Origin of the sequence: Frateuria sp. YIM B11624, from assembly GCF_049727805.1 — a bacterium.
Taxonomy (GTDB): Bacteria; Pseudomonadota; Gammaproteobacteria; order Xanthomonadales; family Rhodanobacteraceae; genus Frateuria_A.
This window is the reverse complement of the sequence record NZ_JBCNYA010000009.1, coordinates 1-14,808: the sequence shown is the minus strand read 5'-3', so window position 1 is coordinate 14,808 and position 14,808 is coordinate 1. Positions and strand designations below refer to the sequence as shown.

The following is a 14,808-nucleotide window of genomic DNA, read 5'->3' as shown; positions in this document are numbered from 1 at the left end:
TCTCGGATGCCTTCGCCGATTCTACGCAGGCATCGCCGGCGCTGTCTGCGCCGGCCTCAAAGCAGCTCCTCGCCCTCCAGCTCGCTCTTGAGGTAGGCGTAGTAGATCGGCGCGGCAACCAGACCGGACAGGCCGAAGGCCGCCTCCATCACCAGCATCGCGATCAGCAGCTCCCACGCGCGCGAGCGGATCTGCGTGCCGACGATGCGCGCGTTGAGGAAGTACTCCAGCTTGTGGATCAGGATCAGGAAGACCAGCGCGGCCACGCCCACGCCCAGCGAGACGGACAGGCCGGCGATGGTCACCGCGGTGTTGGAGATCAGGTTGCCGATCACCGGCAGCAAGCCCACCACGAAGGTCACCACCACCAGCGTCTTGGCCAGCGGCACGTGGATGCCCAGCGCCGGCAGCACGCCGAGCAGGAAGATCGCGGTGAACGCGGTGTTGATCAGCGAGACCTTGATCTGCGCGAACACGATGTTGTGGAACGCATCGGCCAGCCGGTGGCAGCGCTGGCCCAGCGCCGTCGCGAGCGGGCCGACCAGGTGCGCCGGGCGCGCGCTGTGGCTCAGCGCCACGATGGCACCCAGCACCAGGCCGATGATGATGTGGGCGAAGCCGCGTGCGGTGTCCTTGCCGGCCAGTTGCAGGCTGGAGGCATGCTTGCGGGTCAGTTCGGCGGCCATCACGCGCAGTTCGTCCACGCTGTCCGGAAGCCAGCCGACCCAGCTTGCCGGCAGCTGCTCGCGCGCCTTCTGCACCAGCGGCATCAACTGCTTGTCCCACAGGTCCTGCGGGTTGCCGATCTCGCTGCGGAAGAAGCTGATCGCGCCCAGCGCCAGCAGGATCAGCAAGGCCACCACCACCGCGCCCAGCAGCGCCACCACCACCACACGGGCGCGCGGGCCGGACAGGCGCCGCTCCAGCAGCGGGCTGATCGTCTGCACCAGCTCGTACACCAGCAGACCGGCCAGCAACGCCGAGAGCAGGTGCAGCTTCATCACCAGCAGCAGCGCGAGGCCGGCCAGCACGTAGCTGGCCATGCGGATCGCGCGCGCGGGTTCGCGCAGCGGGGAAGGGTTGGGAGCCATGCACGGCGTTTGAGGGGGAGGGGCGCCCAGTCTCGCAGCAGCCCGCACCGGCTGCCAGCACGGCACGCTGGCGTACACTGGCCGGCCGTCCGGTACACGAGGATCCCAAGCGATGACGCGACGCCCCGCCCTGCTCGCCCTGCTGCTGCTTGCCGGCTGCGCGACCGCGCCGCCGCCCAGGCCGATGGCGCCCGCCGTGCCGGCCGACGACAACCTCAACGCGACGGCCTGGGTGCAGAACGCGGTCGAGCACGACCTGATCTACCTGCAGACCTACCGCGACGCCCAGCAGCGCCTGGCCGCGGCGCTGGCCGATCGCCGCTGGGACGCGCTCACACCCGCAGACCGCGTCAAGTCCGCCCGCGGCCTGCCGCCGGCCGTGGTCCTCGACATCGACGAGACGGTGCTGGACAACTCGCCCTACCAGGCGCGCCTGATCCAAGCGCACGTCCCGTTCGATCAGGTCAGCTGGGACGCCTGGTGCCGCGAGGCGAAGGCGCGCGCGCTGCCGGGCGTGGTGGCGTTCACCCGCTATGCCGCCGCGCGTGGGGTCAAGGTCATCTACATCTCCAACCGCGACAAGGCGCTGGACGAGGCCACCCTGGCCAATTTGCGACAGGTCGGCGCGCCGGTGGCCGGCCTCGACGTGCTGCTGGGCCTGGGCACGAAGGTGCCGGGCTGCGAGCAGCACGGCTCGGACAAGGGCTGCCGGCGGCAGTGGGTCAGCCGGCACTACCGCGTGCTGATGCAGTTCGGCGACCAGCTCGGCGATTTCCTGGACATCCCGCAGAACACCCCGGCCGGCCGCGAGGCGGCGGTGAAGCCCTACCTGGACTGGATCGGTCGGCGCTGGTTCGTGCTGCCCAACCCCAGCTACGGCAGTTGGGAGCCGGCGCTGTTCGGCAACGACTGGCAGCTTTCAACGCAGCAACGCCGTGCCCGCAAGATCGAGAGCCTGCGCATCGAGTGATGCGGAGCAAACCTCCAGCCGCACAGGTTTGCTCCCGGTGAAATATCGCAAAATCATTAACTTGCAAAACAAAACAAAACCATTGCCTCAAGAGGCCTGGACGCGTAAGCTCTGTCCCGCCGAAACCTGCTGACCTCCAAACCGCGGGCAAGGCCATTTCCCTTCCGGCCCGGCCGGACTTCCCCCGCGCGGCTCCAGGCCCGCGGGGTTTTTCTTGCCTGGCAGGCAGACATCCGCTTGTCGCCGGTTCCACAGGCCACCTACGCTTGCCGGTCCATGCTTGTGCCGGCCCTTCACGGGCATCGCCAGAGAGGTCCATGCGCCCGTTCCTTCGCCTGTCGCTGCTGCTTGCCCTGACCCTGTTGGCCGCCTGCCATTCGCGCGAACACGCGGTCGCCTTCGGCGGCGACTCGCCCGAGGCGGCCGTGCACGAATCCCTTGCGCTGGTCCGCGCGGGCGACTTCGTCGGGTTCTGGCGGCATGCGCTGCCGCCGCACGACTACGCCATGCTGCGCGAGGACTGGAGCCGCGCGCGCGCCGTCGAGACGCCGCTGGACGCGGCCGAGCAAGCGCGCATCGACGCAGCGCTGCAGCAGTTGGCCGCTCCGGACGCCGAGACTGCGCTCGATGCCCGGCTGCAGCCCTGGCTGGCCGATGCGCAGGCGCGCTATGGCGACCAGCTGCCGCTGCTGATCGGCGTCGGCCGTGCGCTGGCCAGCAAGGCCATCGAGGACGACCCGCGCCTGGGCGAGGAGCAGAAGCAGCACGCCACCGCACTGGTCGATGCGCTCGCCCCGTGGGCGCAGCAGGCGCCCTGGTTCGATCCGGAAAAGGCGCACCAGGCGGTCGGCGTGGTCGTGGCCACCGCGCGCCAGCTCGGCCTGCGCGACGCGCAGAGCCTGCGCGCGATGGATTTCGACCAGGCCATGCACGGCTACGCCACCGCGTTCCGCGGCCTGGAGCAGGTGCTGGCGCTGTACGGCCTGCCGCTGGACCAGGCGCTCGCCTCGGCGCGCGTGGTGCCGCTGGAATACCACCCGCCCTACGCACGGGTGCGCATCGAGTACCAGTTGCTCGGCCGGCCGTTGTCGATGGAATCGACGCTGCTGCAGCAGAACGGTCGCTGGTACGACCGCGACCTGATCGAGAGCGTACGCCGCGCGCACCAGCGGCTGGCGGCCCCGGCTGGCGCCGCCACGACGCCGGGCAGCGCCATGCCCGGTACGGTCGCGGCGCTGCGCTGAGCTCACCCGCTACAATCCGCCGATGCAGAACATGACCGCGGATTCCCCCGCCCGCAGCCGCGCACCCTGGTGGTTCAGCCTGGCCGGCCAGTTGCTCGAACCCTGGGTGCGCATCCGCCGCGACCCGGCCGAACCGGCCAGCCTGCTCAAGGCCGGCGCGCCGGTGTGCTACGTGATCGAGCGCGACGGCTTCTCCGACGCGCTGATCCTGGAACGCGCCTGCCGCGAGGCCGGCCTGCCGCCGCCGATGCAGCCGCTGGCCGGCACCCGCCGGCGCCGCTCGGTGTTCGCGCTGGCACGGCGCGACGGCTGGCTGTTCGGCCGCAGCCGCCAGCGCGCGCCGTACGATGCGCTTGGCCAGCTGGTGCGCTCGCTGGAGGGCCACCCCGGGCGCGACATCCAGGTCGTGCCGGTGTCGATCTACGTCGGCCGCGCGCCCAGCCGCGACACTGGCTGGTTCCGCGTGCTGTTCTCCGAGAACTGGGTGGTGGTCGGACGCTTCCGCCGGCTGCTCGCGCTGCTGCTCAACGGCCGCGACACGGTGGTGCACTTCTCCGCGCCGGTGTCGCTGCGCGAGGTGCTGGACGAGGCCGGGCCGGCCGAGCCGGAGCGCTTCGCGCGCAAGATCGCCCGCGTGCTGCGCACCCACTTCCGGCGCATCCGCGCGGCGGTGATCGGGCCGGACCTGTCGCACAAGCGCACCGTCGCCGACGCCGTGCTCAACGCCGAGCCGGTGCGTGCTGCGATCGGCGCCACCGCGGCCAAGGAGCACATCTCCTATGCCAAGGCCTGGCGCCGCGCGCACAAGCTGGTGATGGAGATCGCCGCCGACTACTCGCACCCGGTGGTGCGCTCAGTGTCGTTCCTGCTGTCGAACTTCTGGAACAAGCTGTACGACGGCATCGCCATGCACCACTTCGACAAGGCGCGCGCCGCGGCGCCGGGCTACGAAGTGGTCTACGTACCCAGTCACCGCAGCCACGCCGATTACCTGCTCTTGTCCTACCAGTTGCACGTCTCCGGCGTGGTGGTACCGCACATCGCCGCCGGCGTGAACCTCAACCTGCCGGTGATCGGGCCGATCCTGCGCCGCGGCGGCGCGTTCTTCCTGCGCCGCAGCTTCAAGGGCAACGCGCTGTATTCGGTGATCTTCAACGAGTACATGGCGCAGCTGATCGACCGCGGCGTGCCGATGGAGTACTTCATCGAGGGCGGCCGCTCGCGCACCGGGCGCCTGCTGGCGCCACGCGCCGGCCTGCTGGCGATGACCGTGCGCGCGTTCCTGCGCGCGCCGCGCCGGCCGGTGCTGTTCCAGCCGGTGTACATCGGCTACGAGAAGCTGATGGAGGGCAAGAGCTACATCGGCGAGCTCTCCGGCAAGCCGAAGGAGAAGGAATCCCTGCTCGGCCTACTCAAGGGCCTGAAGGTGCTGCGCCAGCGCTACGGCCACGTGGCGCTGAACTTCGGCGAGCCGATCGAGCTGACGCCGCTGCTGGATGCGGCAAGCAATGACTGGCGCGCCGCCACCGGCGATCCGGACGCCAAGCCCGAGTGGCTCGGCCGCGCGGTCGACGATCTGGCCGAGCGCATCCAGGTCAACATCAACCGCGCCGCCGACGTCAATCCGATCAACCTGCTGGCACTGGCGCTGCTGGCCACGCCCAAGCACGCGATGGCCGAGAACGACCTGCTCGCGCAGCTGGAGCTGACCCGCGCGCTGCTGGTCGAGCTGCCCTATTCCGACCGCATCACCGTCACGCCGATGGACCCGCCCGCGATCATCGCCTACGGCGAGCAGATGGGCTGGATCCGCCGCGTGCGCCACCCGCTCGGCGACGTGTTGAAGGCCGACGACGAGAACGCGGTGCTGCTCTCGTACTTCCGCAACAACGTGCTGCACCTGACCGCGACCGCGGCCTGGGTAGCCTGCTGCTTCCTCAACAACCGGCGCATGACGCGCGCCTCGGTGCTGCGCCTGGGCCGGATCATCTATCCGTTCATCCAGGCCGAGCTGTTCCTGCCGTGGGATTCGGACGGCTTCGTGGCGCAGATGCAGGGCACGATCGACTTCTTCGTGCGCCGCGGCCTGCTGGAGGCCGCCGGCGATGGCCGCGTGCTCGAGCGCGGCCCCGGCCAGGACGACGCCGCGTACCGGATGAAGACCATCGCGCGCAGCCTGATCCAGGCCTTCGAGCGCTACTACATCACCATCGCCGCGCTGGCCAAGAACGGCCCGCACACGATCAGCGCCGGCGAGCTGGAGAACGCCTGCGCGCTCACCGCGCAGCGGTTGTCGCTGCTCAACGAGCAGTCGGCGCCGGAGTTCTTCGACAAGGCGCTGTTCCGCGGCTTCATCCAGAAGCTGCGCGAGCAGAAGATCGTGTGGACCGACGAGGGCGGCAAGCTGGACTACGACCGCCGCCTGGAAGACATGGTGCGCGACGCGCGGGTGATCCTGGCGCGCGAGGTGCGCCACTCGATCCTGAAGATCACCGGCGTGGACGGCGACATGGACGCCGCGCCGGCCAAGCCGGTGACGCACGTCCCCGAGGACAGCGACAGCGAGGACCTGCATCGTCGCCACGTCGAGGCCGAGCACCACCAGAACGATCCTCGCGCGTAAGTCTCCGTAGGGTGGGCTTCAGCCCACCATGGATGTCCGGCAGGAGAGTGGTGGGCTGAAGCCCACCCTACGGGCCTCTGGCATGATGGCCGCCCCTGCCGGAGGAAGCCGCCATGACCTGCCGTCCCGCGCTCGCCCTCGCCGCCGTACTGATCGCCACGCCCGCCCTCGCGGCCGAACCGCCGGCATCCGGCCCTTCGACCGCACTGCACTGCGCGCACCTGCTCGATCCGGCGGCCGGAAAGCTGCTCGGCGAAAGCACCGTGGTGATACGCGACGGGCGCATCCAGGCCGTGCACGCCGGCGCGCCCGCCGCCGGCGAGGGCCGGCCGGTCGAACTGGCCGGCCAGACCTGCCTGCCCGGCCTGATCGACGCGCATACGCACCTGACCTCCGAAACCAGCCCCACCGGCTACACCGACCAGTTCCGCTGGAACACCGCCGACTACGCGATCCGTTCCACCGTGTACGCCCGGCGCACGCTGCTGGCCGGCTTCACCACCGTGCGCAACCTGGGCGACAACGCCAACGAATCGATCGCCCTGCGCAATGCGATCGACGCCGGCGTCGTGCCGGGTCCGCGTATCTTCACCGCCGGCGTGCCGATCGGTTCCACCGGCGGCCATGCCGATCCCACCGACGGCTACCGCCAGGACCTGGCCGGCAACCCGGGCCCGAAGGACGGCATCATCAACAGCCCGGCCGATGCCTGGAAGGCGGTGCGCCAGCACTACAAGGACGGCGTGGACCTGATCAAGATCATGCCCTCCGGCGGTGTGCTGGACGAAAGCGCCAGCGCCGACAACCCGCAGATGACGCTGGAGGAGATCAAGGCGGTGGTCGCCGCCGCGCATGACTACGGCTTCACCGTGGCCGCCCATGCGCACGGCGCCGAGGCGATCCGGCGCGCGGTGCTCGGCGGCGTGGACTCGATCGAGCACGGCACCTTCATGGACGACGCCGACATGAAGCTGATGAAGGCGCACGGCACCTGGTACGTGCCCACCATCATCGCCGGCAAGTACGTCGAGCAGATGGCCGCCAAGCCCGGCTACTACCCGCCGCAGGTCGCGCGCAAGGCTAAGGAGGTCGGTCCGATCATCCAGGCCACCGCCGGTCGCGCGTACAAGGCGGGCGTGAAGATCGCCTTCGGCACCGATGCGGCGGTGTATCCGCATGGGCAGAACGCGAAGGAGTTCGAGTACATGGTGCAGGCGGGCATGCCGCCGATGTATGTCGTCCAGGCCGCCACCACGCATGCGGCCGAACTGCTGCACAAGCCGGATGAACTGGGCCAGATTCAGCCCGGCCGCCGTGCGGACGTGATCGCGGTGCCCGGCAATCCGCTCGAGGACATCACTGCGCTGCAGCGGGTGAGCTTCGTGATGAAGGGCGGCACCGTCTACAAGCAGGACGGCAAGCCGCTCTAGTTTCAGCTCCCTCTCCCCTCGGGGAGAGGGTTGGGGTGAGGGGTCGGGGCTCGCGGGAAGCTCTAGTGTCAGTTTTTTCTTCGCTCCCGGTCGTGGCCTCCACGCGACTGGGCTCGCCTGCCGCGGGCTTCCGATCGCCTGTCGGCGCTCGGGTCACTTTTCTTTGCGGGCCCAAAGAAAAGTAACCAAAAGAAACGGCCTGCTCAGCCCGGGGTGAGAAAAAAGCTAGGTGCCACTACGCCTTGCCGAGTACCTCTCTTGCTCTTAGAGGAGCTGCCGCCGCTATACCGCGGGCGCTCGGGAGTTGAGGCGAGGGATGCGTACGGGCTCGTGTGTGAGCCGCGGGCGCTGGAACGTTTCGAGGCCGACGCCGACAGGCGTGCCGCGCTCTGCTCCCTCTCCCCTCCGGGGAGAGGGCTGGGGTGAGGGGCCGGGGCTCGCCACGATCTCTATCTGGACTTGGCGCCGATCGCCTTTCCCGCCAGCTTCCTCTTTTCCCTCCCGGGAGAAGAAGACGAACGGGCCTGCTCCAGACCCTTTCGTCACGGGCACCCCCGCCCGAGCGGATGGCATACTCGCCGTTCCGCCCCCGCAGAGATGTCCGCATGCGTGCAATCCCCGCCCTCGCCCTCGGCGCCCTCGTCCTGCCGCTGTCCGCGCTTGCCGCCGACCCGCATTCCTATGCGCAGCCCAACGAGGTGCGCGTGACCCACCTGGACCTGGAGCTGGCGGTCGACTTTCCGCACAAGGCGTTGGACGGCGCCGCCACGCTGAGCCTGGACTGGAAGAACCCCAAGACGCCCGCGCTGGTGCTGGACACGCGTGACCTGAAGATCACGAAGGTCGAGGGCCTGGACGCCGCCGGCCGCGCCACCGCGCTGAAGTTCGCATTGGCCCCGCGCGACAAGGAACTGGGCAGCAAGCTCACCATCCAGGCGCCGACGCACCCGGCCAAGGTGCGCATCGTCTATTCGACCTCGCCGCAGGCTTCGGGCCTGCAGTGGCTCACACCGGCGCAGACGGCGGACAAGAAGCTGCCCTTCATGTTCTCGCAGTCCGAATCCATCCACGCCCGCTCGTGGGTGCCGCTGCAGGATTCGCCCGCGATCCGCTTCACCTACGACGCCCACGTGACCGCGCCGAAGGACGTGCGCGTAGTGATGAGCGCGATCAACGACGCCAAGCACCCGCTCGACGGCGACTTCCGCTTCGACCAGCCACACCCGATCCCGTCCTACCTGCTGGCGATCGCCGCCGGCAACATCGCGGTGAAGGAGACCGGCCCGCGCTCGGCCGTCTACGCCGAGCCGTCCGTGGTCGGCAAGGCGGCGCACGAGTTCGAGGACACCGAGAAGCTGATCGAGGCGACCGAGCAGCTTTACGGTCCCTACGCGTGGGGCCGCTACGACATCCTGGTGCTGCCGCCCTCCTTCCCGTTCGGCGGCATGGAAAACCCGAACATGACCTTCGCCACGCCGACCGTGCTGGTCGGCGACAAGAGCCTGGTCTCGCTGGTTTCGCACGAGCTGGCGCACTCCTGGTCGGGCAATCTGGTGACCGCCGCGAGCTGGCGCGACATCTGGCTCAACGAGGGCTTCACCACCTACGTGCAGGGCCGCATCACCGAGGCCGTCTACGGCAAGGCGTTGGCCGACGAGGAGGCGCTGCTGTCGGCGCGCGCGCTGCAGAAGTCGATCGGCGAGATGCCCGAGAACGCCCAGCGCCTGGCGCCCGAGCCGCGCGGCATCGGCGCGGATGACGCGCTGTCCGACGTCGCCTACGACAAGGGCTCCTGGTTCCTGCGCACGCTCGAGCAGCGCTTCGGCCGCGCCACCTTCGACACCTGGCTGAAGGCCTACTTCCACCGCCACGCCTTCACCTCGATCACCACCGAGCAGATGCTGGCCGACATGAAGGCCAACCTGTTCGACGCGCACCCGGGCAAGATGGCCTGGGACGAGGCCAAGGCGTGGGTCTACCAGCCGGGCATCCCCAAGGATGCGCCGCTGCCGACCTCGGCCCGCTTCGAGGCGATCGACAAGGAACGCGCGGCCTTCCTCGCCGGCACGCTGGATGCCGGCCAGCTCTCTGCCCGCGGCTGGAACACGCAGGAGTGGATGTACTTCCTCGACCGCCTGCCCGATGCGCCGCCGCTCTCCAAGATGCGCCAGCTCGACGCCGCCTGGCACCTCACCGGTACGCCGAACGCCGAGATCGGCATGCGCTGGTACAGCCATGCCATCGCCGCCGGCGACAAGGCGGTGTGGGAGGATGCGCGCGAGCACATGACGCGCATCGGCCGCATGTATCTCACCCTGCCGGTGTACAAGGCCTTCGCCGCCACGCCGGAAGGACTGGCCTACGCGCAAGCCGCCTATGCCAAGTCCAAGGACGGCTATCACCCGATGACCCAGGGCGCGATCGAGTCGATCCTGCGCAAGGCCAAACAAGGCAAGAAGTAAGGCCGCCTGTTCCCTCCCCCGCCCGCGGGGGAGGGGTTGGAGGGTGCTCTTCGCTCCGTGGAAGCGGCCCCTCCCAACCTCCCTGCACGCAGGGGAGGAGCCGGATCTCCGTACACCGAAGGACCCATCGATGAACCAGCCCGCCACCCGCCCCCTCTGGCAGCGCATGCTGTTCCGCCGCCTGAAGTTCCTCGGCGTGCTCGTCGCGCTGGTGGTGGTCCTGCTCGGCGGCAGCTACCTGTTCGCACCGCAGTGGCTGCTGCGCGCGCACGAGATGCGCCAGGCGATGGCCGCGAACGTGGAAGAGCACACGCTGCGCTCGGGTGACACCACCTGGAGCTACTACGAGGGCGGCCAAGGCCCCACGCTGGTGCTGCTGCACGGCTTCGCCGCCGACAAGACCGTGTGGCTGCCGCTGGCCGAACAGCTCACCGCGCACTTCCATGTGGTGATCCCGGACCTGCCCGGCTGGGGCGAATCCTCGCGCAACCCCGGTGCCGACTACGGCGTGCCGGCCCAGGCGCAGCGCCTGCAGGCCTTCGTCGATGCGCTCCGGTTGCAGCGCTTCGTGCTGGTCGGCCACTCCATGGGCGGCGCCATTGCCGGCGTCTATGCCGCCCGGCATCCGCAGGGCGTGGCGGCGCTGGCGTTGCTGGACACCTACGGCCTGAAAGGCAACCCGAACGATTTCGACCGCTCGATCTCGGCCGGCAGGAACCCGTTCGTATACGACGATCGCGCCGGCTTCGAACGCGCACTCAAGCTCGCCTTCCTGCAGCCGCCGGACGTGCCCGGGCGGATCGAGGACGTGTTCGTCGAGCGCAATCGGCAGAACCGGGCCTTCATCGAACGCACCATGGCCGAGCTGCGACAGCCGGACGACTATCTGTCCCTGCAGCGCGTGCTTGGCGAGTTGACCGTGCCGGTGCTGGGCCTGTGGTGCCACGACGACCGCGTGGTCGATCCGTCCGCCCTCGACAGCCTGCGCAACGGTCTCGTCCAGGCGCCGGCGATCAGCTCCAGCGTGCTCAACGGGTGCAATCACATGCCGATGATGGAGAAGCCTGAGGCTACCGCGCAGGTGCTGACGGGGTTCGTGCTGGGGCGTTGAGCCGATACACCGCCCTGCGCGGTTTCTGCTCCCTCTCCCCTCCGGGGAGAGGGCTGGGGTGAGGGGCCGGGGCTCGCGGGGATGCCCGTGGTGACGTTGCTTTCGTGTGTCGTTCTTGCGTGGCGTTTCCGCGACTGGGCTCGCCTGCGGCGGGCTTCCGATCGCCTGTCGGCGCTCGGGTCACTTTTCTTTGCGGGCCCAAAGAAAAGTAACCAAAAGAAACGGCCTACTCAGCCCGGTGAGAGATAAGAGCTAGGTGCCGCCTCGCCTTGCCGAGTACCTCTCTTGCTCTTAGAGGAGCTGCCGCCGCTATACCGCGGGCGCTCGGGAGTTGAGGCAAGAGAAGGCGCACGGGTTTGTGCGCGCGAGAGGTACATGCCGGAACGCATTGAAGTGGCGACCAGCCGTGCATCGCCTCGCCTCCCCATGCCGATAAAATAGCGGACCCACTTCTGGTTCAGCCGGGCAATCGCACTCCCAGCAGGCCGAACCGGCGCAGTCCTTCCGCGGTGGGCAGCAGGGCGCGGCCGTGCGATGCGCGGCGCAACCAGCCTGCGTCGAGCAGGGCGCCGGTGAGCGCTACGCCGAGCGGGCCGCCCACGTGCAGGCGGCGCTCGGTCCAGTCCAGGCAGCCGCGTCCACGCAGTCCGGGCAGGCGCGCGGCGGCCTGCGCGTCCAGGCCGGCCTCGGCCAGCGCCTCGGCGCCCGCCGGGTACAGCACCAGGCCTTCGCTGGTCGTCCCCAGGTGGCCGCGTTCGAGCAGCCCCGCGCACAGGGCCACGCCGAGTTGGCCGGCGAGGTGGCGATAGCAGCTGCGCGCGCGGCGCAGGGCGACGTCGCCGGTGGCCGGTGCGACCGGCTTGCGCGGCAGCGCGAGTGCCTCCAGCCAGCCGGCCACCTCGTCGCCGGCCAGGCGGTAGTAGCGATGGCGTCCCTGCACCTGCACCGCGAGCAGGCCGCCTTCGAGCAGCCGCTTCAGGTGCGCGCTGGCGGTGGGCGCGCCCACGCCCGCGGCCTGCGCCAGCTCGCCGGCCGGCCGGGCGGTGCCGTCGACCAGCGCGAGCAGCATCGCCGCGCGCGCCGGTTCGGCGAGCAAGGCGCCGAATTCGGCCAGTTGATGCGGGGTGAGCGAGGTGGCAGCCATGCGGAGAGTCTAGTGCCCGCGTACGCCGGTACGTTTCGATCGCGAACGAAGGACGCGAGCCTGGCGCAGACGCGCTACGTCCCTCGCGGCTTGGCCCGGTGCGTGGGCGTGGCCGACCACGGATCGTCCGGCCACGGGTGGCGCGGGTAACGGCCCTTCAGTTCCTTTTTCACTTCCGGATAGGTGCGTTCCCAGAAGCCCTTGAGGTCCTGCGTGACCTGGATCGGCCGGCCGGCCGGCGAGAGCAGGTGCAGCGTGACCGGCACGCGGCCGCCGGCCACGCGCGGAGTGTCGGCCAAGCCGAACAGCTCCTGCAGTTTCACCGCCAGCACCGGCGGCTCGCCCGGCGCGTACTCGAGCTTGCGCACCTGCCCGCTGGGCACGGTGAGGCTTTCCGGCGCGTGCTGGTCGAGCTGGCGGCGCTGCTCGTAATCGAACAGCGCAGCAAGCGCCTGCGAGAGCTCGTCGGCAGCGAGTGCGTCGAGCTTGCGCTTGCCCTGCAGGTACGGCCCGAGCCAGTCCTCCAGCGAGGCGAGCAGTGCTGCGTCGGACACGTCGGGCAGGCCGAGTTCCGGCATCCAGCCGGTCAGCGCCTGCATGCGTGCGCGCAGGCGTCGCGCGGCATCGCTCCAGGGCAAGGCCGCCAGGCCGCGATTGCGGATCGCGGCGAGCAATGCGGGAAGCGCATCTTCGGGCCGGACCGGTACGCTGCGCCGTTCCAGCACGATCGCGCCGAAGCGCTGTTCCTCGTACGCCTCGACGGCCCCGCGCACCTCGTTCCAGCCCAGCGTGCGCTCGCGGCGGAAGTGCTGCGGGAAGTCCTGCTCCAGCCGCCGCGGATCGAACGGCGCCGCGGCGAGGACCAGGCTGTCGCGCGCCTCCAGCCTGAGGTCGAGCACCACCAGCCATGGTTCGCCGAGCAACGCGCTGGCCTCGTGCAGACTGGCGCCGCGGCCGTTGGCGAGCGTGTAGCGGCGTGGGTTGGCATCGTCGCGGCGGGCGATGCGGTCGGGCCAGGCGTGCAGCAGCAGATCGCCGACGGCGTGGCTGTCGGGCACGCCGCTGGCGGCCGTGCGGACGTCCAGGCGCCTGCGCCAGCCCTTGGACGCCTGTTCGATCGACGCCATCGCGCCGCTGTCGAAACCGCCGCGCGCGCCGGCCGCGCGGCGATCGCGCCAGGCGTGCAGCGCGTCCACCCGTGCGCGGAAGTCGTCGCTGCGCGCCTGGTCGCCGCGCAGGGGCGAGCGCGCCTCGACCAGCGCAAGCAGGTCGGCGGCGAGCGGACGCAGTTCGGGCGGTGCGCGCAACGCGGCGGCGGCCAGCCGGGGCGTCGCGCCGAGTTCGAGCATGCGCCGCCCCAGCGGCGTGATGCGCCCGTCGGCATCGAGCGCGTCCAGTGCGGCGAGCAGTTCGCGCGCCTGCGCCAGTGCGCCGGGCGGCGGAGGATCGAGCCAGCGCAGCGTGGCGTCGCTGGCAGCGCTGACGCCCCACGCGGCCAGCTCCAGCGCCAGCCCGGAGAGTTCGGCCTGGGCGACTTCCGGTGTGCGCGCCGCTTCCAGTCGGCGGCTCTGCGGCCACAGGCGGTAGGCGGCGCCGTCGACCACGCGGCCGGCACGACCGGCGCGCTGGTCGGCCGAGGCCTGCGAAATGGCCACCGTTTCCAGTCGCGAGAAGCCGGAGTTGGGATCGAAGCGCGGCTCGCGCGCCAGGCCCGCATCGATCACCGCGCGGATGCCGGGCAGGGTCACGCTGGATTCGGCCACGTTGGTCGCCAGCACCACGCGGCGCGTGCCCGGCTCGGCCGGCGCCAGCGCGGCCTGCTGCTCGGCGAGCGAAAGTTCGCCGTGCAGGGCGACCAGTTCGACCGCGTCCCCTGGCCCGCCGGAGCAGGGGAGCGACTTCTCGAGGAGGGCCAGGGCGCGTGCGATCTCGCGCCGCCCGGGCAGGAACACCAGCACGTCGCCGGGGTTCTCCTCCAGCGCCTGGCGGGCGACACGGGCCAGATGATGCTCGGGCGTCTCCTGCGCACGGGCGGGCGGATGCTCGATGCGCACGGGAAAGCTGCGGCCCGGGCTGGACAGGCGCGGTGCGTCCAGCCAGCGCGCGATGCGTTCGCCGTCGAGCGTGGCGGACATCACCAAGAGGCGCAGGTCCGGGCGCAGCGTGGCCTGCACGTCCAGCGCCAGGGCCAGGCCGAGGTCGCCGGCCAGGTGGCGTTCGTGGAATTCGTCGAACAGCACCGCACCGACGCCCGACAGCTCCGGGTCATCCTGGATCAGCCGCGTGAGGATGCCTTCGGTGACCACCTCGATGCGTGTGGCCGCGCTCACCCGGGACTCGAAGCGGATACGGTAGCCGACCGTCTGCCCGACCTCCTCGCCGCGCTGCGCCGCCATGAACTGCGCGGCGGCGCGCGCTGCGATGCGGCGTGGTTCGAGCATCACGATGCGGCGGCCGGACAGCCACGGCGCATCGAGCAGCGCGGGCGGCACCTGGGTGGTCTTGCCGGCACCGGGCGGGGCTTCGAGGACCAGCCGCGGGTGGGTTTCGAGCGTGGCGCGCAGCTCGGGGAGCAGCGGGGCGATCGGGAATACGGGTGAGGCTTGCGTCATCCGCCGGGATGATAGTGGCGTCGGCGGATGACCTTGCATTCGTATCCGCGGGTGGCCTTCAAGCCGCCTCGGGTAGCGGGGGGGGGGGGGGCACACCCCCCCCCCCCCCCCCCCCCCCCCC

Annotated in this window: 9 protein-coding genes; 6 read left to right on the top strand and 3 right to left on the bottom strand. The window is 70.4% G+C overall.

Annotated elements, in window-relative coordinates; genetic code table 11:
• Window positions 1-56: 56 nt before the first annotated feature.
• Window positions 57-1,091, bottom strand: coding sequence for an AI-2E family transporter (locus tag AAIL17_RS06205; protein ID WP_424681956.1), 1,035 nt, complete (start codon window positions 1,089-1,091; stop codon window positions 57-59).
• A gap of 112 nt (window positions 1,092-1,203) precedes the next feature.
• On the opposite strand from AAIL17_RS06205, the gene AAIL17_RS06200 reads away from it, so the two are divergent.
• The 6 genes from AAIL17_RS06200 (at window position 1,204) to AAIL17_RS06175 (ending at window position 10,931) form a co-directional block, all read left to right on the top strand.
• Window positions 1,204-2,061: a 5'-nucleotidase, lipoprotein e(P4) family gene (locus tag AAIL17_RS06200; protein WP_424681955.1), complete on the top strand. Its 858-nt coding sequence runs from the start codon at window positions 1,204-1,206 to the stop codon at window positions 2,059-2,061.
• Window positions 2,062-2,378: 317 nt separating this feature from the next.
• The gene (locus AAIL17_RS06195) at window positions 2,379-3,305 is read left to right on the top strand and encodes a hypothetical protein (protein WP_424681954.1); all 927 of its coding nucleotides are present in this window, start codon (window positions 2,379-2,381) and stop codon (window positions 3,303-3,305) included.
• 22 nt (window positions 3,306-3,327) lie between these two features.
• On the top strand, window positions 3,328-5,928 hold the full coding sequence (gene plsB / locus AAIL17_RS06190; protein WP_424681953.1) for a glycerol-3-phosphate 1-O-acyltransferase PlsB: 2,601 nt from the start codon (window positions 3,328-3,330) through the stop codon (window positions 5,926-5,928).
• A 113-nt stretch (window positions 5,929-6,041) separates the two neighbouring features.
• Entirely contained in the window at window positions 6,042-7,358 is a 1,317-nt protein-coding gene (locus tag AAIL17_RS06185) for an amidohydrolase family protein (protein ID WP_424681952.1), read from the top strand.
• 605 nt (window positions 7,359-7,963) lie between these two features.
• Window positions 7,964-9,820 (top strand): M1 family metallopeptidase, encoded by a 1,857-nt coding sequence (locus tag AAIL17_RS06180; protein WP_424681951.1) that lies wholly within the window; start codon window positions 7,964-7,966, stop codon window positions 9,818-9,820.
• 166 nt (window positions 9,821-9,986) lie between these two features.
• Entirely contained in the window at window positions 9,987-10,931 is a 945-nt protein-coding gene (locus tag AAIL17_RS06175; protein ID WP_424682049.1) for an alpha/beta fold hydrolase, read from the top strand.
• A gap of 457 nt (window positions 10,932-11,388) precedes the next feature.
• Here the strand turns inward: AAIL17_RS06175 and AAIL17_RS06170 are convergent, their stop codons facing one another.
• Together AAIL17_RS06170 and hrpB are read right to left on the bottom strand one after the other, a co-directional pair.
• Window positions 11,389-12,075, bottom strand: a complete 687-nt coding sequence (locus tag AAIL17_RS06170) for an ArsR/SmtB family transcription factor (protein WP_424681950.1) — start codon at window positions 12,073-12,075, stop codon at window positions 11,389-11,391.
• Window positions 12,076-12,149: 74 nt separating this feature from the next.
• Window positions 12,150-14,687, bottom strand: a complete 2,538-nt coding sequence (gene hrpB, locus AAIL17_RS06165) for an ATP-dependent helicase HrpB (RefSeq protein ID WP_424681949.1) — start codon at window positions 14,685-14,687, stop codon at window positions 12,150-12,152.
• Between the last annotated feature and the right edge of the window lie 121 nt (window positions 14,688-14,808).